General features: G+C 72.9%; 19 protein-coding genes and 1 tRNA gene. 10 read left to right on the top strand and 10 right to left on the bottom strand.

What is annotated here, in order from left to right; genetic code table 11:
• Positions 1-381 precede the first annotated feature (381 nt).
• Complete coding sequence (locus IF655_RS30470) at positions 382-930, bottom strand: MarR family winged helix-turn-helix transcriptional regulator (RefSeq protein WP_199588409.1); 549 nt, start codon at positions 928-930, stop codon at positions 382-384.
• Positions 931-1,064: 134 nt separating this feature from the next.
• Between IF655_RS30470 and IF655_RS30465 the strand changes: the two genes are divergently transcribed.
• Entirely contained in the window at positions 1,065-2,324 is a 1,260-nt protein-coding gene (locus IF655_RS30465; RefSeq protein ID WP_199588413.1) for an MFS transporter, read from the top strand.
• Positions 2,325-2,336: 12 nt separating this feature from the next.
• Here the strand turns inward: IF655_RS30465 and IF655_RS30460 are convergent, their stop codons facing one another.
• Both IF655_RS30460 and IF655_RS30455 read right to left on the bottom strand, forming a co-directional pair.
• The gene (locus IF655_RS30460) at positions 2,337-3,992 is read right to left on the bottom strand and encodes a SpoIIE family protein phosphatase (RefSeq protein WP_199588407.1); all 1,656 of its coding nucleotides are present in this window, start codon (positions 3,990-3,992) and stop codon (positions 2,337-2,339) included.
• Between the two features lie 129 nt (positions 3,993-4,121).
• Positions 4,122-5,498, bottom strand: a complete 1,377-nt coding sequence (locus IF655_RS30455; protein ID WP_199588406.1) for an NAD(P)/FAD-dependent oxidoreductase — start codon at positions 5,496-5,498, stop codon at positions 4,122-4,124.
• A gap of 374 nt (positions 5,499-5,872) precedes the next feature.
• On the opposite strand from IF655_RS30455, the gene IF655_RS30450 reads away from it, so the two are divergent.
• Both IF655_RS30450 and IF655_RS30445 read left to right on the top strand, forming a co-directional pair.
• Positions 5,873-6,571 carry a TetR/AcrR family transcriptional regulator gene (locus IF655_RS30450; protein ID WP_199588404.1) on the top strand — a complete coding sequence of 233 codons (699 nt, stop codon included), beginning with the start codon at positions 5,873-5,875 and terminating at the stop codon, positions 6,569-6,571.
• 271 nt (positions 6,572-6,842) lie between these two features.
• Positions 6,843-8,795 (top strand): sigma-70 family RNA polymerase sigma factor, encoded by a 1,953-nt coding sequence (locus tag IF655_RS30445; RefSeq protein WP_199588402.1) that lies wholly within the window; start codon positions 6,843-6,845, stop codon positions 8,793-8,795.
• Here IF655_RS30445 and IF655_RS30440 read toward each other — a convergent pair.
• Positions 8,782-10,866, bottom strand: a complete 2,085-nt coding sequence (locus IF655_RS30440; protein WP_199588400.1) for an asparagine synthase-related protein — start codon at positions 10,864-10,866, stop codon at positions 8,782-8,784. The genes IF655_RS30445 and IF655_RS30440 overlap by 14 nt on opposite strands.
• Positions 10,867-11,623: 757 nt before the next feature.
• Between IF655_RS30440 and IF655_RS30435 the strand changes: the two genes are divergently transcribed.
• From IF655_RS30435 to IF655_RS30420, 4 genes are all read left to right on the top strand, one after another.
• Complete coding sequence (locus IF655_RS30435; RefSeq protein WP_018547437.1) at positions 11,624-13,048, top strand: hypothetical protein; 1,425 nt, start codon at positions 11,624-11,626, stop codon at positions 13,046-13,048.
• Between the two features lie 60 nt (positions 13,049-13,108).
• A complete protein-coding gene (gene lhgO / locus IF655_RS30430; RefSeq protein WP_199588398.1) occupies positions 13,109-14,326 on the top strand; it encodes an L-2-hydroxyglutarate oxidase in 1,218 nt (405 codons plus the stop codon).
• Between the two features lie 81 nt (positions 14,327-14,407).
• A complete protein-coding gene (trmB, locus tag IF655_RS30425; RefSeq protein ID WP_199588396.1) occupies positions 14,408-15,238 on the top strand; it encodes a tRNA (guanosine(46)-N7)-methyltransferase TrmB in 831 nt (276 codons plus the stop codon).
• A gap of 72 nt (positions 15,239-15,310) precedes the next feature.
• Positions 15,311-16,645, top strand: a complete 1,335-nt coding sequence (locus IF655_RS30420; protein WP_307815106.1) for a PrsW family intramembrane metalloprotease — start codon at positions 15,311-15,313, stop codon at positions 16,643-16,645.
• A gap of 7 nt (positions 16,646-16,652) precedes the next feature.
• On the opposite strand, the gene IF655_RS30415 is transcribed toward IF655_RS30420, so the two are convergent.
• The 4 genes from IF655_RS30415 to IF655_RS30400 form a co-directional block, all read right to left on the bottom strand.
• Positions 16,653-17,606, bottom strand: coding sequence for an aldo/keto reductase (locus IF655_RS30415; RefSeq protein ID WP_199588394.1), 954 nt, complete (start codon positions 17,604-17,606; stop codon positions 16,653-16,655).
• Positions 17,607-17,707: 101 nt separating this feature from the next.
• On the bottom strand, positions 17,708-18,721 hold the full coding sequence (locus tag IF655_RS30410; protein ID WP_199588392.1) for a M23 family metallopeptidase: 1,014 nt from the start codon (positions 18,719-18,721) through the stop codon (positions 17,708-17,710).
• A gap of 441 nt (positions 18,722-19,162) precedes the next feature.
• Positions 19,163-19,236: transfer RNA gene (locus tag IF655_RS30405), tRNA-Met, on the bottom strand.
• 66 nt (positions 19,237-19,302) lie between these two features.
• The gene (locus IF655_RS30400; protein ID WP_199588391.1) at positions 19,303-20,436 is read right to left on the bottom strand and encodes a dihydrofolate reductase family protein; all 1,134 of its coding nucleotides are present in this window, start codon (positions 20,434-20,436) and stop codon (positions 19,303-19,305) included.
• Positions 20,437-20,529: 93 nt separating this feature from the next.
• Between IF655_RS30400 and IF655_RS30395 the strand changes: the two genes are divergently transcribed.
• The 3 genes from IF655_RS30395 to IF655_RS30385 all read left to right on the top strand — a co-directional run bounded on the left by IF655_RS30395 (position 20,530) and on the right by IF655_RS30385 (position 22,709).
• The gene (locus IF655_RS30395; RefSeq protein WP_199588389.1) at positions 20,530-21,054 is read left to right on the top strand and encodes a MarR family winged helix-turn-helix transcriptional regulator; all 525 of its coding nucleotides are present in this window, start codon (positions 20,530-20,532) and stop codon (positions 21,052-21,054) included.
• A gap of 228 nt (positions 21,055-21,282) precedes the next feature.
• Entirely contained in the window at positions 21,283-21,915 is a 633-nt protein-coding gene (gene ribA, locus IF655_RS30390) for a GTP cyclohydrolase II (RefSeq protein ID WP_199588387.1), read from the top strand.
• A gap of 167 nt (positions 21,916-22,082) precedes the next feature.
• Positions 22,083-22,709, top strand: coding sequence for a response regulator transcription factor (locus IF655_RS30385; protein ID WP_199588385.1), 627 nt, complete (start codon positions 22,083-22,085; stop codon positions 22,707-22,709).
• Positions 22,710-22,716: 7 nt separating this feature from the next.
• On the opposite strand, the gene IF655_RS30380 is transcribed toward IF655_RS30385, so the two are convergent.
• Together IF655_RS30380 and IF655_RS30905 are read right to left on the bottom strand one after the other, a co-directional pair.
• Positions 22,717-23,064, bottom strand: coding sequence for a hypothetical protein (locus IF655_RS30380; protein WP_199588383.1), 348 nt, complete (start codon positions 23,062-23,064; stop codon positions 22,717-22,719).
• 75 nt (positions 23,065-23,139) lie between these two features.
• A partial coding sequence (locus tag IF655_RS30905; protein ID WP_206776655.1) for a hypothetical protein occupies positions 23,140-23,559 on the bottom strand: 420 nt, incomplete at its 5' end.

Below are 23,559 nucleotides of genomic sequence, written 5' to 3'. Positions count from 1 at the left end.
TTCCGATCCGATTTCCTCGGTGCTTTCCAGGTTCTCGCTTTCGCGTTTCCCTTTCCGGCGGTTCCGACTCTATCAGATCCTTTTCGGTGTCTGACCCCCAGTCAGCGGGGTTTGTCTTCCCGGCCTCGCGGCCGTTCCGACGTCTCAAACCTTAGCGGATCAACCCCGGCAGTTCCTAATCGGGCTGCCGAGCCCCATTCGAATTGAATTCGGACACGCCGAAAGCAATCCCAGGGGGAGATCGTGCTGGTGGTTTGGGGTGCCGCTCGAAGCGGCGGAGTGTTGCGGGAGAACCGTTACGTCTCCGTGCAACCCGAAGAACTTTACGGACCCGCACGGGGCGAGTCAACCCCCGCTGTCAAGATTTTTTTGAGCGGCAGGTCAGTCCAGGTCGGTGAGCCGGCCGTCCGCGTCCGGCTGGGCGTGCTCCACGCGGCGCAGCAGCCGGGTGAGGACCTCGCCGAGGACCGCGCGCTCGGCGGGAGTGAGGTCCTGGAGGAGTTCCTCCTCGAAGACGGTGGCGAGGCGCATCGCCTCCAGCCACTTCTCGCGGCCCTCGGTGGTCAGCTCCACGATGACGCGGACGCGGTTGGACTCGTCGCGCTCGCGGGTGACCAGACCCTCCCCCACCATGCGGTCGATGCGGTGGGTCATCGCGGCCGGGGTGAGACCGAGCCGCTTGGCCAGCTCGCCGGGGCCCATGCGATAGGGGGCGCCGGACAGGACGAGCGCCTTCAGGACCTCCCACTCGGCGTTGCTGATGCCCAGCTCCGAGGTCTGGCGGCCGTAGGCGACGTTCATCCGGCGGTTCAGCCGGGACAGCGCCGACACGATCTTCTCGACCTGGGGGTCCAGGTCCCGGAACTCGCGCTGGTAGGCGGCGATCTGTTCTTCGAGTGTCGGCTCCGCGACGCCGGGGGTGTCGGCCATGGGCGCAGTATCGCACGGGGTCTCCTTGCTTTGAAGTCCTTCGGTATGTAGTCTTTAGCTTCGAACTTTAGCTTTGAAGTCTTCACTGCTAACTAGTGAAAGAGGTGAACGTGACCAGGGCGATGGGGGCGGCGATGCGCCGCATCCACGTGGGCAACGCACTCAGTGCGTTCGGGCTCGGCTTCACGGTTCCGTATCTGTACGTCTATGTGGCGCAGGTGCGTGGGCTGGGAGCGATGACGGCGGGACTCGTGCTCGCCGTCTTCGCCGTGGCCGCGTTGGTCGTGCTGCCCTTCGCGGGGCGCGCGATCGTGCGACGCGGTCCGCTGCCCGTCCTGCTCGCCGCCCTGGTCCTGGCCGCGCTCGGCGCGCTGGGGCTCGGTCTGGCGAGCAGCGCGGCGGCGGTCCTGGTGACGGCGGCGGCGCTCGGCGCGGGCCAGGCCGTCATGCAGCCCGCGCTGGCGACGATGATCGTGGACTGCTCGCCGACCGAGTCCCGCTCGCGCGCGTTCGCGATGCAGTTCTTCCTGCAGAACCTCGGGCTCGGCATAGGCGGACTGATAGGCGGCCACCTGGTCGACACGACCAAGGTCTCCTCCTTCACCCTGCTGTTCGCGTTCGAGGCGGCGATCTTCCTGCTGCTTGCCGTCGTGATGACGACGGTGCGGATGCCGCACGCGCCCCACATCACGGACCAGCCGGAGGGCGGGGCCAGGGGCGGCTGGCGGCAGATGGCCGGCAACCGCGCGATGGTGCAGCTCTGCGTGCTGGGCTTCGTCCTCTTCTTCGCCTGCTACGGCCAGTTCGAGTCCGGGCTGAGCGCGTACGGCGTGGAGGCGGCCGGGATATCCACCTCGACGCTCGGTACGGCGCTGGCGGCCAACACGCTGATGATCGTCGTGGCGCAGTTCGCCGTACTGAAGCTGGTCGAGCGGCGGCGCCGGTCGCGGGTCATCGCGCTCGTCGGGCTGATCTGGACCGTCGCCTGGCTGGCGGCGGGGTACGCGGGGCTCGGGCACGGCAGCCGGGAGATGGCCACCGCCGCGTTCGTGTCGACGTATGCGCTGTTCGGGCTGGGTGAGGCGATGCTGTCGCCGACGCTCGCGCCGTTGGTGGCGGATCTGGCGCCGGAGGGCGGCGCAGGGCAGTACAACTCGGCTTTCGCGCTGGTCAAGCAGCTCGCGCTGGCCATCGGTCCGGCGGTGGGCGGTCCGCTCGGGGCGTCGCTGCACGCGCCGTACATCGTGACCTTCGTGCTGTTCTCGCTGACGATCAGCGTGCTGGCGCTGCGGCTGGGGCGGCGGCTCACTCCCGCGCAGGACCGGCCGTGGTCGCTGGTGCAGAGCCGGGTGGTGGCCCGGGGCAAGGCGTCGGCGGAGTCCGTCAGCGCCTGATCCCGCCCGGGGCTATCCCCTCGGCAGCAGGAACTCGCACCAGACCGCCTTGCCGCCGCCCGGTGTCTTCCGGGCGCCCCAGGACGAGGCGATGGTGGCCACGATGTCGATGCCGCGTCCGGACTCGTCGGCGGGTTCGGCGCGGCGGCGGCGCGGGAGGTGGTCGTCGCCGTCGGTGACCTCGATGATCAGGCGGCGGTCGGTGCGGCGGAGCCGGAGCCGCATGGGCGGGACGCCGTGCTGGAGGGAGTTGGCGACCAGTTCGCTGGCGGCCAGGACGCCGAGGTCGTGCAGTTCGACGGGGAAGCGCCAGCTCGTGAGGACGCCGGAGGCGAAGGCGCGGGCGCGCGGGGCCGCCTCGATGCCGCCGAGCAGTTCGAGGGCGGCGTTGCGGAAGAGGTCGCCCTCGGGACCGGTGCGGGCGGGGTGCTGGAGGACCAGGACGGCCACGTCGTCGTCGTGGTCGGCGGTGACCCCGGCGGAGCGGACCAGCCGGTCGCAGACGACCTGGGGGCTGCCGGTGGCTCCGGCGAGGGCGCGCTCCAGGGCGGCGATCCCCTCGTCCAGGTCCTCGTCGCGCCGTTCGACCAGGCCGTCCGTGTAGAGGACGGCCGTGGAGCCGGGTCCGAGGGGGACGGTGCCGGAGGCGTGCACCCAGCCGCCGGTGCCGAGCGGGGGCCCGGTGGGTTCGTCGGCGCGCAGCACGGTGCCGTTCTCGTCGCGGACGAGGATGGGCAGGTGGCCCGCGGAGGCGTAGACCAGGCGGCCCTCGTTGGGGTCGTGGACGGCGTAGACGCAGGTGGCGATCTGGTTGGCGTCGATCTCTATGGCGAGTCCGTCGAGGAGCTGGAGCACCTCGTGGGGCGGCAGGTCGAGGCGGGCGTAGGCGCGGACGGCGGTGCGGAGCTGGCCCATGACGGCGGCGGCGCGCACTCCGCGGCCCATGACGTCGCCGATGACGAGGGCGGTGCGGCCGCCGCCGAGGGTGATGACGTCGTACCAGTCGCCGCCGACGGCTGCCTCGGTGCCGCCGGGCTGGTAGGTGGCGGCGACGCGCAGGTCGTCGGGTTCCTCCAGGTCCTGCGGGAGCAGGGAGCGCTGGAGGGTGACGGCGGTCTCGCGCTGGCGGCGTTCGCTGGCGCGCAGGCGCTCGGCGGCTTCGGCGTGGTCGGTGACGTCGGTGGCGAAGACGAGGACGCCCGCGTCGCGGTCGCCGTCCTTGGTGACCGGGGTGCAGGTGAAGGTGTAGAAGCGGCCGTCGACGGCGCGGCGGGACTTCAGGGTGCGGGGGCGACCGCTGCGCAGCACCTGGTCGAGGAGGGGGAAGAGACCCAGCTCGGAGAGTTCGGGGAGGGCTTCGCGGGCGGGTTCGCCGGGGGTGCGGGTGCCGAAGGCGGCGCGGTAGGCGTCGTTGACGTAGGCGAGGCTGTGGTCCGGGCCGTGGACGAGGGCGACGAGGGCCGGGACGCGGTCGAGGACCTCGCGGGCGGGCAGTTCGTCGACGGCGGGGACGAAGGCACTCTGTCCGTCGGGGCGTTCGCCGCGGGCGGCGGGCACGGAGCCTTCTCCCGGTGGGTTCGGGGACACCGCCTGTACCGCCTGCTCGGTCCGTGCAGCGGCGCGGCGCTGCGTTCCGGGGAGCCGGGCGCTCCAGCGCGTGAAGTTCACAGTGGGGAAAGCCTCGTGTGTGCTGAGTGCGGGCGGATGCCCGGCCGGGGACAGGGGCAGTCTGGCAGGTGGCCGTCCGGGGCGATATCCGTCAGACGCCCCGGTGCGGGGTGGAGTTCCCCGGTCCGGTCAGGACGACCCCTTCGGGTTGTCGTACGGGGGATGCGGGGGAATTCCACCGGCCGCCAGTTCGAACTCCGCGCGGGGGTGTTCGAGTGAGCCGAGGGAGACGATGTCGCGGCGGAAGAGTCCGGCGAGGGTCCACTCGGCCAGGACTCGGGCCTTGCGGTTGACGGTGGGCACCCGGCCGAGGTGGTAGGCGCGGTGGATGAGCCAGGCGGGGTATCCGGTGAGCCGGTGTCCGTACACCTGGGCGACGCCTTTGTGCAGCCCGAGGGAGGCGACGGACCCGGCGTGGGCGTGCGCGTAGGTGTCCAGGGGTTCGCCGCGCAGGGTGTGGACAAGGTTGTCGGCGAGGACGCGAGCCTGGCGTACGGCGTTCTGGGCGTTGGGCGCCGTGTCGGTGCCGGGGTCGGCGGTGACGTCCGGTACGGCGGCGGCGTCGCCCGCGCCCCAGGCGTGCGGGGTGTCCTCGACGGTCAGCTCGGCGGTGCAGCGCAGCCTGCCGCGGTCGGTGAGCGGCAGTCCGGTGGCGGCGAGCAGGGGGTGGGGGCGGACGCCCGCGGTCCACACCAGGGTGCGGGTGGGGAAGCGCTGGCCGTCGCTGAGTACGGCGATGCGGTCGGCGCAGGACTCCAGGCGGGTCTCCAGCAGGACGCGGATGTTGCGGCGGCGCAACTGGGTGACGGTGTAGCCGCCGAGTTCCGGACCGACCTCGGGGAGGACGCGCCCGGTGGCCTCGACGAGGATCCACTTCATGTCCTCGGGGCGGATGCCGGGGTAGTAGCGGGTGGCGTGGCGGGCCATGTCCTCCAGTTCGGCGAGGGCTTCGACGCCCGCGTAGCCGCCGCCGACGAAGACGAAGGTGAGGGCGGCGTCGCGGACGGCGGGGTCGCGGGTGGAGGAGGCGATGTCGAGCTGTTCGATGACGTGGTTGCGCAGCCCGATGGCTTCCTCGACGGTCTTGAAGCCGATGCCGTGCTCCGCGAGACCGGGGACCGGCAGGGTGCGGGAGACGGAGCCGGGGGCGAGGACGAGTTCGTCGTAGCCGAGGAGTTCGTCCGGGGCGTCGCGCTCGGCGGTGGCGAGGGTGCGGACGGCGGCGGTGCGGGCGGTGTGGTCGAGGGAGGTGACCTCGCCGACGACGACCCGGCACCGGTCCAGGACGCGGCGCAGCGGGACGACGACGTGCCGGGGTGAGATCGAGCCCGCCGCCGCCTCCGGCAGGAACGGCTGATAGGTCATATAAGGGTCGGGACTGACCACGGTGATCTCGACATCGCCCTGTCTGAGCTGCGGTTTCAGCTTCCGCTGGAGACGCAGGGCGGTGTACATCCCGACGTGGCCGCCGCCGACGACCAGAATGCGCGCGCGTTCCTTCACCATCCCATGACGCACCCGGCGCCTTTGTTTGTCCACAGCCCCGGCGATTTGTGTGACCGGAAGACGGTGGTGCGCCGCGTGGGACGCGCCGTCCGGACGGGGGAACCGGGGTCGTGCCGCCGGGTGCCGCGGGCGGTGGTGAAGGCATGGAATCCGGACATAGATGGCTCGTACTCCGATCGGGGGCGCACTGTGCGGAACCTACCCCTTCTGAATTGACGCCCTCTCAACTATGTTCATGTGTCGACGGAGTGCGGGGAATGTGGCCGAACGGGGCCCGCGCGGAGCGGTCCGCTCAGGGACCGGGCCGGGTCCGCGTACCTCCGGCATCAGTGGCGGGGAGTCTCCGGGGGGAGACGTCATCACCGGGGGAACACATGCATCTTCAGGAAACGCACTGGTCGGCCGCGTCCGTCGTGACCGGCGGCAAACGCGGGGACGGTCCGCGCTCGGCGCCGCTCCGGGTGGACGCCCAGCGCAATCTCGAGCACGTGCTGCGGGCGGCGCGTGAGGTCTTCGGCGAGCTGGGGTACGGCGCGCCGATGGAGGACGTGGCGCGGCGCGCGCGGGTCGGGGTCGGCACGGTGTACCGGCGTTTCCCCAGCAAGGACGTGCTGGTGCGGCGGATCGCCGAGGAGGAGACCGCGCGGCTGACCGAGCAGGCGCGGGCGGCACTCGGGCAGGAGGACGAACCGTGGTCGGCGTTGTCGCGCTTCCTGCGGACGTCCGTCGCCTCGGGCGCGGGCCGGCTGCTGCCGCCGCAGGTGCTGCGGGTGGGGGTCGCGGACGACGAGGCGCGGGTGCCGCAGCAGCGCTCGCAGGCGGGTCCCGGTTCGGGTGAACTCCGGCTGGTTCCGGACGAGTCCACGAGCGTGACCGCGCTGCTCGAAGTGGTCGGGCGCCTGGTGGACCGTGCGCGCGCGGCGGGTGAACTCCGCGCGGACGTCTCCGTGGCCGACGTCCTCCTGGTCATCGCCACGGCGGCGCCCTCCCTGCCGGACGCGGCTCAGCAGGCGGCCGCCTCGGCCCGCCTGCTGGAGATCCTCCTGGAGGGTCTGCGCTCCCGCCCGGCGTAAGCCCCGCGCAATCGATCGCGGGTTCCGCGCGAGCGATACCGGGTCCGGTGACTCCACCGGACCCGGACTGCCGTAGAGCCCTCCGCACTCCACCCCCGAAAGATCGACAACGCCCTTGCGTGAACGCCCCGTTCGGATTTTGTTCGTAACGCGTGGGGATAATCCGCCCGGACGAGTGACGGGTCGGACGAGTGGCCCAGGGGTGTAAACCTTTGTGGCACCCTGAGCCGGTACGGATTCGGCTGTGCCGGGCATCGGGGGATTTTCGGGGATGAGTGTCGACGGGTGGGACGGCGCGCGCGGTGAGGGCGACGCGGAGGCCGGGGGGCTGACGTCGCCGCAGGTGCCGAGCCAGGGCGGGCGTGGTCCCGGGTCCGAGCAGCCGCGCCAGGCCGAGTCCGCCGAGGCGAGTCTTCCCACTCAGCGCGAGGGCAGCGTGCTGCCGCCCCCGCGTGACCTGCCCCCCGCCGACATGCCTCCCGCCGACAGCGAGCTGATCGAGCGGATGCGGGCCGGTGACGACTCCGCGTACGAGGAGCTGTACCGCAGGCACGCCGACGCGGTGAAGCGCTACGCGCGTACCTGCTGCCGTGACGGCCACACAGCCGACGACCTCACCGCCGAGGTGTTCGCGCGGATGCTCCAGGCGGTGCGCGGCGGTTCGGGACCCGAGTACGCGGTGCGCGCCTATCTGCTGACCTCGGTGCGCCGGGTCGCCGCGCACTGGACCAAGTCCGCCCGGCGCGAGCAACTCGTCGACGACTTCGCGGTGTTCGCGCAGCAGGCAGCCCGTTCCTCCGAGGTGTCCGACGACGACACCCTGGACCTCGGCGCCGATGTGCGCGCGATGCACGACGCCGAGCAGTCGATGGCGATGCAGGCGTTCCGCTCGCTGCCCGAGCGCTGGCAGGCGGTGCTCTGGCACACCGAGGTGGAGGACGAGTCGCCGAGCGACGTGGCGGTGCTGTTCGGTCTCGACGCCAACGGCACGCGCGTACTGGCCAGTCGGGCCCGCGAGGGGCTGAAGCAGGCGTACCTCCAGGCGCACGTCAGCGCGAGCCTGGTGAGCGACGAGGAGTGCGCGCGCTACGCCGACCAGCTCGGCGGATACGCCCGCCGCAAGCTGCGGGTGCGCGCGGAGCGGGGACTGCGCAAGCACCTGGAGGAGTGCGCGAAGTGCCGTCTGGCCGCCGCGCAGATCCAGGAAGTCGCGAGCGGTATCCCGGCGGTCGTACCCGTGGCTGTCATCGGCTGGTTCGGTGCCGCCGGGTACGCGAAGGCGCTCGGGGTCATCGCGGGCGGCGCGGGTGTCGGCGCGGCGGGTGCCGCGGCGGCGGCGACCGGGGCTACCTCGGGTGGCGGTGCGGGCGGTGGCGCGGCGGCCTCGGAGGGGCTCGGCGCGCCGGTGAAGGCGGGCATCGCGACCGGTGTGGTGGCGGTGGCCGCCGCGGCGGTCGCGCTGGCGCTGGTGAACGACAGCCACCCGACCCGGGAGATCGCCAAGCCCTCCCCGTCCCCGGTGATCCAGCAGCCGCACACCCCGAAGCCCGCTCCCGAGCCGAAGAAGCCGGACCCGGCGCCGGTGGCAGCCGCTCCCGCGCAGCCCCCCGCGCCCGCGCCGAAGCCGAAGCCGACCCCCAAGCCCGTACCGAAGCCCGCACCGAAGCCGACGCCCACCCCGAAGCCGAAGCCGACTCCCAAGCCGACCCCGAAGCCGACCCCGCCCCCCGAGCCCGCGCCGAAGCCCACACCCAAGCCGACCCCGAAGCCCACTCCGCCGCCCGCGCCCGAGGTCTACGAGACCAACGCGCTGAACTACGACCTCACCGGCGACGGCACCGAGCCCGAGGTGCGCCTGGGCGACAGCAGTTGGGTGTGGCGGCGCTACGACCTGTCGATCGGCGGCACCCACTACTCCCCCGGCGTCACCGTGCGCGGCGACTCCTCGGTCACCGTGGACCTCAACCGCCAGTGCACGGCGTACGACGCCCTCGCCGGGGTGGACGACCTCAACCTCACGCGCGGCAAGGTGGCCTTCTCGGTCTACGCGGACGGGGTCCGGCTGTGGCAGTCCGGCGCGGTCGGGGGCGGTGACGCGGCGGTGCCGGTGCATGTGGACCTGACGGGGCGCAGGACGGTGCGGCTCGTGGTGGAGCAGCGCGGTCGGGGCTTCGAGCAGGTGGCCTTCGCGGACTGGGCGCGCTCCCGCTTCACCTGCCGCTAGCGGCGCCGAGGGCGCCCCGCTGCGGGTCGATGCCCGCGGGGACGGCGCGGGCGCGGGCCGGGGTGCCGGTCCAGCAGCTTCCCCGGCGGGCGAGCAGGCGGCCGAGCCAGAGTTCGACGGAGACCAGGTCGGCGAGTCCGTCCAGCGGGAGGGGTTCGCCCGCGGCGGCGGAGCGGACGGCTTTGCGGACCACGCGCGCCTCGACCAGACCCGCGTCCGCGAGCAGCGGGGTGGCGAAGAGGTCCACGAGGGAGTCGGCGGCGACGCGCAGTCCGGTGCGGGCGGCAGCCGCGCCCGCGGCGTGGGAGGGGGCGCCCCAGCCGGGCGGCAGGTCGGTGACCCCGGCGCCGTCGAGGACGGTGCGCAGGACGGCGGCGCGGGCGCCGGGCTTGACCCGCAGCGCCTCGGGCAGGGCACGGCAGGCGCGGACGACCTGGTTGTCGAGGAAGGGCGCGTGCAGCCGCTGGGAGCGGACCTCGGCTGCCTGTTCGAGGACGCGCAGATCGGCGGCGTGCCGGGCGAGGACGGCGGCGGCGCGGAACTCGCCGGGGCGCAGCCCGGGTCCACCGGAGGCGCGCTCCGCCCCGGACTGCAGAAGAACCGATACTTCAGCCAGTGCCTCCCCCGTCAGCCACCGCGCGGCAGGACCGGGTCTTCCCCAGGTCAGCGCGGCGAGGGACGCGCCGACCGCCCCCTTGGGTTCGTCGAAGCCGCGCCGCATCAGCCGCTCGGCCAGCGCCTCCATGCCCGTGCGGTACGGCGTACGCGCCAGGCGGCGGGCGGCGCCGTAGACCCGCGCGGGGACCAGGACCGAGCCGTCGGCGCGGGTGAGGGCGGCGACCGGGCGGACCAGATGGCGCCGTCTGCGGTCCAGGAGCAGGTCGGCGAGGCGGGCGGGGTGGGCGTCGAGGACCTGGCGGGCGCCGTGTCCGGTGAAGTGGTCGGCGCTGCCCGCCGCGAGCCGGGCGCGGTGCCGGGCGGCGGTGACCAGGGAGGGTCCGGGTTCGTCGGTGAGGGGTCCGTCGAGGTCGGCGTAGGGGAGGGTGTCCTCGCCGCCGGTGACCACCACGTGGTGCAGGCGCGGGTTGGCGGCGAGGGCTCCGGCGCGCTCGAGTTCCGCCTCGCGGCCGCCGACGGCCAGGTCGTTGAAGGTGACGGCGAGGAGCCGTTCCCCGGCGCCGGTGCCGTGCCCGAGCAGGGTGCCGGGTCTGCCGGGCAGTCCGGCGGCGAGCAGGGCGAGCGTGCCGGAGGCGGGTCCGCCGGAGAGGTCGGCGCCGATGCCGGGCACCGGCATCCCGCGCGCCGCCCGCCGTTCGGCCGGACCCATGCCGGGCACCGGACCCGGGTCGAGTCCGGGCACGTGCCGGGGGGCGGCGAGCCGGACCCGGACCGCCTCGATCAGGGCGTCGCGCACGGCGTCGACGGCGTGCGCGGGGTCGGCAGGGGGCGCGGCGACGGCGAGGGAGGCGACCGGCTCGTACCCGGTGATCTCGCGCGCTCCGGCGCGCAGGATCAGCGCGTGCCCCGGCGGAACGCGGCGTACGCCCTCGTACGGCGTGGTGTCGCGCAGCGCGGCGGGGATGTCGGGGGCGGCGAGCAGGGAGGCGAGGTGGCCGAAGTCGAGGTTGGCCTCGGTGAGGTCGGCGAGCGGCAGGGCGGCGGTGGCGTAGGAGGTGCCGCCGTTCCAGGGGGCGTGGAAGACGGGGCGGACGCCCGCGAGGTCGCCGCAGACGGTGATGCGGCGACCTGCCTGGACGACGGCGGTGTAGCTGCCGGGCCAGGAGGTCAGATGCCGGAGCGCGCCCCCGCGCGCGGTGAACAGACCCCGGCGCAGCTCGTCGTCGGAGGCGCCGCAGATGCCGAGGACGGCGATGCGGTTCTGGGCGTCGCCCTGGACCACGCGCACCTCGTCGGGGCGCCAGTCGCCGACCGCCCACAGCGGGTCGGGACCGCCCCACAGCAACTGGGAGCCGACCGGGTGCGGGGTCTCGTCGTCGTATCCGGCAGGGTCCACGGCGCCGGGTCCGAGGCCGCCCGTCGCGGCGCTGCTCCACCCGACCAACCACCGCATCGACGCCTCCACAGGCTGTGGACAATCAGTGCACCGCACGAACCGGACCCATGCTGCCATGAAGAACGCGCCGGAGCGGGGCGGCGGCGCCGCCTTCGCGCAGGAGAAACCTGAGCGAAACGGCGTACGGGGGTGGGTGCTTGGCACGGAAGGGCAGGGTCACACCGGCAGGCGGCGGTCGGCGGGACCCGCGGACAACTCCCCTGGAACACCGGGCGTATGCGATGCGAATGCGCCCCGCTTCACTCCCCGAAAACCCCCTGTGCGCCCTCAACTGCTCTGGTGAGAGCGGGGATCAACGATCCGGAGGGAGGGCGGTTTTCGGCCAATTCGTGGGCGGCGTACGGAGGTTGAGCACGCTCCGTACAGAGCCGCGCGGCGCCCCGCGCCCCCGGAGCCGCGCACAGTCCGGGAGGCGGGCATCGCCTCCCGGACCGGTCCGCCACCCGCGGGGATGAAGGTGGCGGTGTCCCCCAGCCCACTGGATTCAGTACAGCGGGCCGACCCACGCGACACCCATGGAACCGCTCCCGAGGGTGGCCGGAGAAGAGCGCACGGACGGGCGCACGGCCACACGACCGGGGGCACGCCGCGACAGGGCGTGCACGGTGCGTACAGGGCCGTACTCCCGTACGGACCGCAATCGCGCCATCCGGAACAATGCCCCTTAACGCTTGGGATGCGGCGAACTACGCTGTGTTTACGAATGCCGCGTGGTTATGCCAGCGGGGCAGCCGTCTGTGTCGAGGGGTGGCGCATGTCCAGGGAGCAACGCGGGCCGAACGAGAAACTCGGCGCCGTTCTCGCCCTCGCGGGAATCAGCAACGCGGGACTGGCGCGGCGCGTCAACGACCTAGGTGCCCAGCGGGGGTTGACCCTTCGCTACGACAAGACGTCGGTGGCGCGCTGGGTTTCGAAGGGCATGGTGCCCCAAGGGGCGGCACCACACCTGATCGCGGCCGCGATCGGCCAGAAACTCGGCCGGCCGGTGCCGCTGCACGAGATCGGTCTGGCGGACGCCGACCCGGCGCCCGAGGTCGGTCTCGCCTTCCCGCGCGACGTGGGCCAGGCGGTCAAGTCGGCCACCGATCTGTACCGGCTGGACCTGGCGGGACGCCGGGCGGGCTCCGGCGGCATCTGGCAGTCGCTGGCGGGCTCGTTCGCCGTGAGCGCCTACGCCACGCCCGCGTCCCGATGGCTGATAACCCCCGCCGACAGCTCGGTGGAACGCGAGGCGGCCTCGGCCGAGGGCGCCGGAGCACCGATCAAAGTCGGCCACAGCGATGTGCGCAAACTCCGGGAGGCGGCCGAGGACGCCCGGCGCTGGGACTCCAAGTACGGCGGCGGCGACTGGCGTTCGTCCATGGTCCCCGAGTGCCTGCGCGTGGAGGCGGCGCCGCTGTTGCTCGGCTCCTACTCCGACGAGGTGGGCCGCGCGCTGTTCGGCGCGGGTGCCGAACTGACCCGGCTCGCGGGCTGGATGGCGTTCGACACCGGCCAGCAGGAGGCGGCCCAGCGGTACTACATCCAGGCGCTGCGGCTGGCCCGCGCGGCGGCCGACGTGCCGCTCGGCGGCTATGTGCTCGCCTCCATGTCCCTCCAGGCCACCTACCGGGGCTTCGGCGACGAGGGCGTGGACCTCGCGCAAGCCGCCCTGGAGCGCAACCGGGGGCTTGCCACCGCCCGCACGATGAGCTTCTTCCGGCTGGTCGAGGCGAGAGCGCACGCGCGCGCGGGCGACGCCCAGGCGGCGGGCGCCGCGCTGAAGTCGGCCGAGGGCTGGCTGGAGCGCTCCCGCGAGGGCGACAACGACCCGTCCTGGCTCGGCTTCTACGGCTACGACCGCTTCGCCGCCGACGCCGCCGAGTGCTACCGCGACCTGAAGGCACCCCGCCAGGTGCGCCGCTTCACCGAGCAGGCGCTGTCCAAGCCGACCGAGGAGTTCGTGCGCTCGCACGGGCTGCGCCTGGTCGTCTCCGCGGTGGCCGAGCTGGAGTCGGGCAACCTCGACGCGGCGTGCGAGCAGGGCGTGCGCGCGGTGGAGGTGGCCGGGCGGATCTCCTCGGCGCGCACCACCGAGTACGTCAAGGACCTGCTGCACCGCCTGGAGCCCTACGGCGACGAGCCGCGCGTGGTGGAGCTGCGCGAGCGGGCGCGACCCCTGCTGATGGCTCCGGCGTAATCCTCTGTCGGCCGCGTTTGAAGCCGTTGTCAGTGGCGCAGTGCACTATCGAGTCGGGAGGTGGTGCAGGTGCGGACGGGCGCGTACGACTGCGATGTGCTGGTGGTCGGTGGCGGGATCGTCGGGCTGTCGACGGCGTACGCGATCACCCGCGCAGCGCCGGGCACGCGCGTGACGGTGCTGGAGAAGGAGCCAGGGGCCGCCCGGCACCAGACCGGGCGCAACAGCGGGGTGATCCACAGCGGCATCTACTACCGCCCCGGCTCCCTGAAGGCGCGGTACGCGGTGCGGGGCGCGGCGGAGATGGTCAAGTTCTGCGCGGAGTACGGCATCCCGCACGCGGTCACCGGCAAGCTGATCGTCGCCACCGAGCGCGCCGAGCTGCCCCGGCTGCACGCCCTGGTGCAGCGCGGCCGGGAGAACGGCATCGCGGTGCGGGAGCTGGGCGCCGCGCAGATCGCGGAGTACGAGCCGGAGGTGCGGGGTCTGGCCGCGATCCACGTCGGCACGACCGGCGTGTGCGACTACGGCGCGGTCGCGCGGCAGCTCGCGCGCGCCTCCGGCGCCGACATCCGCTACGGCGCGCGGGTCGTGCGGATCGACCGGCGCCCGGAGCGGGGCGTGGCCGTGCTGACCGCCTCCGGCCAGGTGGTGCGCGCCCGTGTCCTGGTGAACTGCGCGGGGCTGTACTGCGACGAGGTGGCCCGCCTCGCCGGTGACGAGCCGGACGTGCGGATCGTGCCGTTCCGCGGGGAGTACTGGGAGCTGGCCCGCCCCGAGCTGGTGCGCGGTCTGGTCTATCCGGTGCCGGACCCGGCGTTCCCCTTCCTCGGGGTGCATCTGACCCGGGGCATCGACGGCGAGGTCCACATCGGTCCGAACGCGGTCCCGGCGCTGGCCCGCGAGGGGTACGGCTGGGGGGTCGTACGCCCCCGTGAGCTGGCGGGCACGCTCGCCTGGCCCGGCGCGTGGGCGCTGGCCCGCCGCCACTGGCTGTACGGCGCCGGTGAGCTGCGCCGCTCGGTGTCCAAGGGGGCGTTCCTGAAGGCGGTGCGGCGGCTGGTGCCCGCCGTCCGCGAGACGGACCTGGTGCGGGCGCCGGCCGGGGTGCGGGCGCAGGCGGTGGCGCGGGACGGCTCGCTGGTGGACGACTTCCTGCTGCGCGAGGCACCGCGCACGATCCACGTCCTGAACGCACCGTCCCCGGCGGCCACGGCTTCCCTGCCGATCGGCCGCGAGGTGGCGTCCCGGGCGCTGGCGATGCTGGGCGGGGCGTGACCACGGGGAGAACAGGCGTGACCCGTCACACGAGGAGAGCAGGAGGAGAGCCCCGGCCGACCGCCTAAAATCGGATGCACTGTGTCTGACTTCGTGAACGCCCCCGCAGCCGAGCGACCCGCCACCGACGGGTCGTCCGTTCCGCTGTCCGCCCGGACCTCCCGGAGCAAGGGGGAGCCCCGGTTCCCCGGCGGTCCCCAGGCCGATCCCGCCGGGTCGCACTTCGAGCGGCGCATCCGCAGCTTCCAGCCGCGCCGCAGCCGGGTGACCACCGGGCAGGCGGACGCCCTGGAGCGGCTGTGGCCGCGGTGGGGCATGGACATCGACGGGCGGCGGGTCGTCGACCTCGCGGAGCTGTTCGGGAACACGAACCCGGTCGTCCTGGAGATCGGCTTCGGCATGGGCGAGGCGACCGCCCAGATGGCAGCCGCGGCTCCGGACGTCAACATCCTCGCGGTGGACGTGCACACCCCCGGCCAGGGCAATCTGCTGAACCTGGCGGACCAGGGCGGGCTGACCAACGTCCGGGTCGGCAACGGCGACGCGATCATCCTGCTCCGCGAGATGCTCACGCCCGACTCCCTCGACGGTCTGCGCGTCTACTTCCCGGACCCGTGGCCCAAGAAGCGGCACCACAAGCGGCGGCTGATCCAGCCCGCGTTCCTGAGCCTGGCCGCGACCCGGCTGCGGCCCGGCGCGGTCGTGCACTGCGCGACCGACTGGGAGCCGTACGCCGAGCAGATGCTGGAGGTGCTCTCGGCGCACCCGGACTTCGAGAACACGCAGGCGGAGGGCGGTTTCGCGCCGCGTCCCGGGTTCCGGCCGCTGACCCGTTTCGAGGGCCAGGGACTGGACAAGGGTCACGTCGTGAACGATCTTCTTTTCCGCCGCGTACCTCACCGGCAGCCGTAGGCCCGGCCGGTTCTCGCGTCGGGCCCGTATTTCCCGATGGCCTGCCGTCGGGCCACCGTTAGGGTCGATGCCGTGGCCACCAGTTCTCCCTCTCCGATAGCCCGGGAACACCCCGGACGCCATCATCATCCGCACTGGTGGCAACGCCGCTGGGTGCGCTACGGCGCGCTGAGCACGCTGCTCGCGCTGTCCGGACTCGTCATCCTCGCGCTGGTGCGGCTGCAGACCGGGACCGAGGGGTTCCTGGTGGGGCTCGGGCTCGCGGTGCTGCCGGTGCCCTGGCTGATCGCCGCGTTCCGCTGGCTGGACCGGGTGGAGCCGGGTCCCTGGCGGAACCTGGTCTTCGCGTTCGCCTGGGGCGCCTGCGCCGCCGCGCTCATCGCGATCGTCGCCAACAGCTTCGCGACCCACTGGATCGCCACCGCCGCCGCCGACCCGGACGACGCCGACACCCTGGGCGCCACGCTGATCGCGCCGATCGTGGAGGAGTCCGCGAAGGGCGCCGCCGTGCTGCTGGTCTTCCTCTTCCGCAGACGCGACTTCACCGGTCTGGTGGACGGCGTGGTGATCGCCGGAGTGACCGCGACCGGCTTCGCGTTCACCGAGAACATCCTCTACCTGGGCACCGCCTTCGGCGAGGACCGGGTCTCCGGCGCCGGGGGCATCGTCTCGGTCACCGCCGCGACCTTCTTCGTCCGCGTGGTGATGTCGCCGTTCGCGCACCCGCTGTTCACCGTGTGCACCGGCATCGGCTTCGGTCTGCGCGCGCTCGCGGCGCCCCGGCAGCGGGTGCGGCGCGTGCTGTTCCCGATCGGCGGCTGGCTGCTGGCGATGACCCTGCACGGTCTGTGGAACGGCTCGGCGTCCTTCGGGCAGTTCGGCTTCCTCTTCGTCTACGCCGGTTTCATGGCGCCCGCGTTCGGTCTGCTGACCTGGCTCGCGGTCTGGACCCGGCAGAACGAACTGCGCATCGTGCGCGAGGAGTTGCCGACCTATGTGTACGCCGGGTGGCTCGGTCCCGGCGAGCCGTTCGTGCTCGGCTCGATGCGGGCGCGCCGGGTGGCCCGCGACCACGCCCGGCACCACCTCGGCGGACGCCCCGCCGCCCGCGAGGTCGCGCGGTACGAGGCGTACGCGACCTCGCTGGCGTTCCTGCGGCGCCGGGCGCGCCGGGGCAGGGCAGGGTCGGACTTCCTGGCCCGCGAGCACGAGCTGCTCGCCGCGCTGTGGCGGCGCCGCGAGGTGGCCCGGCCCGCGCTGGAGTACGCGGCCCGGGTCACCGCGCCCGCGCCCCGCCCCCAGTGGCCCGCGTACGGCCACCCGGCGGTGCCGTACGCGGGCTACGGGCACGGGAGTTACGGCTATCCGACGGTGCCGTACTCCGGCTACAACCCCTACCGGTCGTAGCGCCGGATCAGGCGGAGGCGGCGGTCAGCCGGTCCAGCTCGTCCTGGGTCAGGCGCAGGTCGGCCACGCCGAGCAGGGCCGGGAGCTGGTCGAGGGTGCGCGCCGAGGCGATGGGGGCGACCACGGTCGGCTGGGCGGCGAGCCAGGCGAGGGCGACCGTGGCGACCGGCGCGCCGTGGGCGGCGGCCACCTCGTCCAGGGCGGTGAGCACCTTCTGACCGCGCTCGGACGCCAGGTTCTTGGCGGCGCCCTCGGCGCGGGGGCTGTCCACCTCGGTGCCGGGCCGGTACTTGCCGGTCAGGAACCCGGAGGCGAGGGCGAAGTACGGCACCGCCGCCAGACCCTCCCGCGCGGCGAGGTCCTGCACCGGACCCTCGTAGGTGTCGCGGGAGACCAGGTTGTAGTGGGGCTGGAGGGCGACGTAGCGGGCCAGACCCTCGCGGTCGGAGAACTCCAGGGACTCCCGCAGCCGGTCGGCGCCGATGTTGGAGGCGGCGATGTGCCGGACCTTGCCCGCCTTCACCAGCTCGTCCAGCGCGCCGATGATCTCCTCGACGGGGACCTCGGGCTGGTCGAAGTGCGTGTAGTAGAGGTCGATGTGGTCGGTGCCCAGACGGCGCAGGGAGGCGTCGGCAGCCGCCCTGATGTTGGCGGCGGACAGACCCTTGAAGTCGGGGTGCTGGCTGACCTTGGTGGCGACGACCACCTGGTCGCGGTTGCCCCGGGAGGCGATCCACTTGCCGATGATGGTCTCCGACTCGCCGCCGGAGTTGCCCTCGACCCAGTTCGAGTAGGAGTCGGCGGTGTCCACGAAGTTGCCGCCCGCCGCCGCGTAGGCGTCCAGGACGGCGAAGGAGGTCTTCTCGTCGGCGGTCCAGCCGAAGACGTTGCCGCCGAGGGCGAGCGGGAAGACCTCGAGGCTGGAGGAACCGAGCTTGCGCAGATGAGGAGAGGCAGTCATGTCTCTACTCAACGATCACCCGGGTCCCGTCCATTCCGCCTGTCACACGGATGCCCGCGGGGATTCACAGGGCTCGATTGGCAGGGCTCGATTCACCGGGCTCAGGGATTGAGCCCCTTGCCGCGCAGCCAGGTCATCGGGTCGATGCCGGTGGCCTGGCCGCCGGGGTGGACCTCCAGGTGGAGGTGGGGACCGGTGACGTTGCCGGTGGCGCCGACGCGGCCGATGACCTCGCCGGTGGCGACCTTCTGACCGGTCTTGACGCTGATCGAGGACTGGTGGCAGAACCACAGCTCGGTGCCGTCGTCCAGGGTGAGGACGGTGCGGTAGCCGTACGCCCCGGCCCAGCCCGCCTGGGTGACGGTGCCGCCGTGGATGGCCTTGATGAGCGTGCCGGTGGGCGCGGCGAAGTCGAGACCGGTGTGATAGCCGGAGGACCACAGCGCGCCGGGCTCCCCGAAGGTGCCGGTGATCGTGTACCCGGAGGTCGGCAGCGTGTACTGCTTGGCCAGCGAGGCCAGCCGGTCCGACTCGGCCTTCTTCTTGGCGTCCGCCTCCGCCTTCTCCTTGGCGTCGGCTGCCTGGGCGGCGGCTTCCTTCGCTGCCTTGTCGGCGGCGTCGGCGGTCTGCTTGTCGGCAGCGGCTACGGCGGCAGCGGTGGCCCGGCTCTCGGCCTTGCTCTGCTGGTGCGCCGCCTGGGCGATGATCCGGCTGCGCAGCGCCTCGCCCGCGTCGGAGGACTCCTCGCTCTGCGCGGTTGCCGAGCCGACGGCGCTCAGCGAGGGCGCGGGTTCGTCGGAGCCGTGGTCGAGGAGGGAGTCGACGCCGGGCAGGTCGGGCAGCGCGATGGAGACCGGCGGCTTGCCGGTGTTGGCGCTGGCCATGCCGCCCGCGCCGACGGCGGCGATGACACCGACGCCGAGGACGGTGGAGCTGCGGGCGAGCCCGCCGCCGCGCTGCTTGGCGACACGGTGCCGGCCGCCGCGGGCGGAGGGGAGGGACTCCTCGGTGGGGTTCCACTCCTCCCAGGGACCGTCGGAGCGCGGTGCGCCGTAGCCGAAGGTGTCGTTCTCGCCCGGGGTCGGTGCGAAGGGGGTGTGGGGGTCGGACGCCACGGGGGCGCGCTCCTTTCCTGCCTTCGCCTGCTACCGGGTACGCGGTGGGGGCGACCCCCGCCGTCAGGGTTCGGGGGAAGGATGTGGGGATGCGGCGCGTGCGCATGGAGCCGTCTCGCGTGACGGCTGGGTCGACCGCGCTGCGTTATCGAACGTTAATAGACCCGGCTATGGGTTTCCAAGCCGATCCGCTTGATCTTTAAGCTTCTTCGGAGCGGACTTAACCGCCAAGCCGGACGCAAAGAGGGCGAGTTGACCGGCGATCAGCAGTGAGCGCGTTTTTGATGATGACTCAGAATCGCTGCGGAGGGAAACCTTTACCTCACGGTGCGTGACGGTGAGGGCAGGAAATCCGGGGGGATCGAAGGGATCGACGCCCCGGGGCCGGAAAACACTCAGGGCCGGAATCCGATGAACTGGATTCCGGCCCTGAGTCTTCAGTAGCGGGGACAGGATTTGAACCTGCGACCTCTGGGTTATGAGCCCAGCGAGCTACCGAGCTGCTCCACCCCGCGTCGTTGTGTCTCAACCATACGTCATGCGCGGGGTCAGATGCACATCCGTTCCGCGTGACCTGCGCCTCAGGGCAGCAGATGCCCGTTCGGAGCCTTCGCGGCCACCTCGTACTCCGGCAGCGTCACCACCGTCGCGCCCCCGTCCGCCAGCACTCCGGACCCGTCGGCGGCGGTCACGAAGGTGTCCGGCTCGCGCCACGCGGTGACCACCCGGCGTACGCCCGAGCGCAGGATCAGACCGGCGCACGGGACGGGCCGGGAGGCGCGGCGGGCGCACGGCTCCAGGCTGCTGTAGACGGTGGCGCCGGGCAGGCGCGGGTCGTCCGGGGCGATCTTGGCGAGGGCAGCCTCCTCGGCGTGGACCACCGGGTCGCCGCCCTCGCGCGAGTGACCGCGCGCCAGCTCGGTGCCGTCGGCGGCGACCACCACCGCGCCGACGCTGAAGGCGGTGTCCGAGGGCGGGCACAGCGCGGCCAGCTCGCAGGCGGTGCGCAGCCAGCGGTGGTCGGCGGCGACGGGCAGCGGTCCGGCGCCGGGGGCGGTGGGCTCGTAGCGCATGAGCACCACGTCCTCGATGCGACGGCTCCCGGTGAGGCGGAGGCGACCGCCCTGGTAGGCGCCGGGTCCGAAGAGGCGGGGCGCGGCGGGGTCACCGACGAGGAGCGGGGCGAGGACCAACTGGAGTTCGTCGGCGAGTCCCTGCTGGAGGAGCTGGGTGTGGACGGTCCCGCCGCCCTCGACCATCAGACGCCGTACGCCGCGCTCGTCGTGCAGATGCGTGAGCAGGGCGCGCCAGTCGAGGGCGGCGCCGAGGGAGACGACATCGGCGGTGTCGCCGAGGGCGTCGGCGGCGCGCTCGGCGCCCTGGTCGGTCGTGTAGACGAGCTTCTCGCCGCCGGTGTGCCAGAAATTGGCCTTCGGGTCGAGGTCGCCGGAGGCGGTGACGGTGACCTTGAGCGGGTACTCCGACCTGCCCTCGGCGCGGCGGGCGGCGCGGCGACCGGGGGCGTTGACCAGGAGGCGGGGGTTGTCGGCGCGAATGGTGCCCGCGCCGATCAGGATGGCGTCGACGGAGGCGCGCACCTCGTCCACCCGGTCGAAGTCGGCGGGGCTGGAGAGGAGGAGGCGGTCGGGCCCGGTGTCGTCCAGGTAGCCGTCGAGGGAGACGGCGGCGGACAGCAGGACGTACGGGTACGGCATCGGCGCGCTCTCTCCGGGTGACTCACGGGGCTGACTCTGCGGGACTCACGGGCTGATCTTGGTTCAAGTTTGAAACAAACCTACACTGGCGGCATGACGACCCGCTGGCTCACGCCCGAGGAGCAGCGCGCCTGGCGCGCCTACCTCGCCGCCTCCCGGTTGCTGGACGACGCGATGGACCGGCAGCTCCAGCAGGACGCCGGGATGCCGCACCTTTTCTACTCCGTCCTGGCCATCCTCTCCGAGGCGCCCGACCGGCGGCTGCGCATGACCGACCTCGCCGAGGAACTGAAGATCACCCGCAGTCGGCTGACGTACGCGGTGACCCGCCTGGAGCGGGACGGTCTGGTACGGCGCGAGGACTGCCGCTGGGACCGGCGCAGCAGCCTCGCGGTGCTGACCGACGAGGGGATGTCCGTGCTGGAGCGCACCGCGCCCGGCCATGTCGGCACGGTTCGCGCGACCCTCTTCGACCGGCTGAGCCCGGAGCAGGTGCGGCAACTGGAGGAGATCTGCGCGGGGGTGGCGCGGGGGCTCCAGGGCGAGGAGGCGGGGAGTACGGCGGAGGAGGTGCCGTGGCGGCGACGGTCTACGCCGTGTGCGGAGCCGCCGGGCTGAGGGCGTGTGCTTGCCGGTACCGGTCGGGCGGTCGGGCGGTCGGGCGGTCGGGCGGTCGGCGCTGATCGACGTTGATCGGTGTCGGACCGTTCACCGACCGTTGATTCAACTTTGAAGCATGGGATAAGGTCCGGAACCGTACCGCCCTGTTTCAAATCTGAAGCAGATGGAGCGCGGACGACGACCGACCACGACCGCGACGCCGACCGCACGGAACCCGGAGGCCCGATGCCCGACACCCCTGCCGCCACCCCGCGCGCCCGCGTCCGGGTGCCGCTGCGCTTCGGCGACGGCTATGCGGCCGACGCCGAGCTGGTCACCTTCCACGGGCTCACCGACGGCCAGGAGCACCTCGCCCTCGTCCTCGGCGACCCCGGTCCGGTGCCGCTGGTGCGGCTGCACTCCGAGTGCCTGACCGGCGACGTGTTCGGCTCGGCGCGCTGCGACTGCGGACCGCAGTTGCGCGAGGCGGTCGAGCGGATCGCCGTACGCGGCGGCGTCCTCCTCTACCTCCGCCAGGAGGGCCGGGGCATCGGGCTCTACAACAAGCTCGACGCCTACGCCCTCCAGGACCAGGGTCTCGACACCTACGCCGCGAACGCCGCCCTCGGTCTGCCGGAGGACGCCCGCGACTACACCGCCGCCGCCCAGATGCTCGGCGCCCTCGGCATCACCGAGCTGGACCTGCTCTCCAACAACCCCGACAAGGCAGCCCAGTTGCGCGCCCTCGGCATGACGGTCCGCGACCGGGTCCCGACGGGTGTCTTCTCCACGCCGCACAACGTCCGTTACCTGCGCGCGAAGGTCCTCCAGACCGAACACACGCTGCCGCTCGCGGAGTTGGGGGAAGTGGGCGCCTGACGGCAACGGGCGTCCGGCGCCGCCCCCTCGCGCCCCCGTGCTTCCCCCGGACGGATCACCGGGGGTGCCGCCGCTCGCGCCAGGGCGGACTCTGGGACCGGGCGGGCTCCACCGCCCGCCGTTGCGCCGCAGCAGATGGCCTCGCCCCACCCCCGCTGGAGCGTCCGATGAGCCGAGCCGTGACCTCGTTGGTCGTCGTCTGCGACTGGCCCCTGCTGCAGCTCGGTCTCGCGCAGGCGGTCAAGGCGCAGCCGGACCTCGGCATCGTCACGTTCGTCGAGAGCGTCGACGACGTGCCCCGGGTGCCGTCCGCCGCGGAGATCGTCCTCTACGTGAACCTTCAGTCCAGCGACCAGGTGACCTCGGGCGACGTCGCCCGGCTGCACCGCGCCGGGCACGCGGTCGTCGTCCTGTCCGCCTCGGAGCCGCAGTCCGACGCCGTGCTGTGCATCAAGGCCGGAGCCCGCGGCTACCTGGGGCGGCAGACCGGCATCCCCGAACTGCTGACGGCCCTGCGCGCCGTCGCCTCGGGCAGCGACTACTTCGGCGCGAGCCTCGCCGGGCGCAGCATCCCCGCGGCGCCTCCGCGCATCACCGGACGCGAACGGGAGATCCTCCAGCTTCTCGCCGGCGGCGCGACCGACCGCGAGATCGCCACCAAGCTGAACATCACCGAGAACACGGTCCACACCCATCTGGAACGGCTCCGCAAGAAGAGCGGCGCCCGCCGCCGGGCGGACCTCACGCGGCTTGCCCTCGAGTACGGCGTCATCGACACCGGTCCGGCGAAGTGAGCGCGGCTCATCCGCCGGGTGCGCCCGGGTGGATGTCGTTCAGGCTGCCGACGATGGTCACGGACGGCGGGCGGGGCGGTACGGGCACCTGGACGAGGATGGGGATGTAGACGATCTCCCCGTGCCTGAACTCGGCTTTCGCCGAGACGCGGTAGCACGTGACGTTTCCCGGGGCGCGCTGTGTCGCGTAGCAGCGGAGTTCTGTGGGAGCGGCGGGGGCTTGGGTCTGCCGGGCCGCCTGTGTCGCGTCCGGCGGACCGCTTGCGCTTGCCTCGGTGGCGCTCGCCGACGCACCCCATGCGCCCACCGCGCAGCAGGCTGTGGTGACGGCGACCGCGAGACTCGCACCACGCACGGTCGTCTCCTTCCGCGTCGAGCATGCTTCGTGCCTCGCGGAGGGGGGTCCTCCGCGAGGCACGAACCTGCATGGTCAGCCCTGGGTGCCGCCCTGGGTGTTGCCGGTCCCGCCACCCTGGGTGCCGCCCTGGGTGTTGCCGGTGCCGCCACCCTGGGTTCCACCCTGAGTGTTGCCGGTGCCGCCACCCTGCGTGCCGCCCTGAGTGTTGCCCGTGCCGCCACCCTGCGTGCCGCCCTGAGTGTTCCCGGTCCCGCCACCCTGCGTGCCGCCCTGAGTGTTCCCGGTGCCACCGCCCTGGGTCCCGCCCTGAGTGTTGCCAGCACCGCCCTGGGTTCCACCCTGAGTGTTGCCGGTGCCGCCACCCTGCGTGCCGCCCTGGGTGTTGCCCCGGCCACCGCCCTGGGTCCCGCCCTGGGTGTTGCCGGTCCCGCCACCCTGGGTTCCACCCTGAGTGTTGCCGGTCCCGCCACCCTGGGTTCCACCCTGAGTGTT

The sequence above is a fragment of the Streptomyces sp. DSM 110735 genome (assembly GCF_016482685.1).
GTDB lineage: Bacteria > Actinomycetota > Actinomycetes > Streptomycetales > Streptomycetaceae > Streptomyces.
This window is presented reverse-complemented; position numbering and strand designations above follow the sequence as displayed.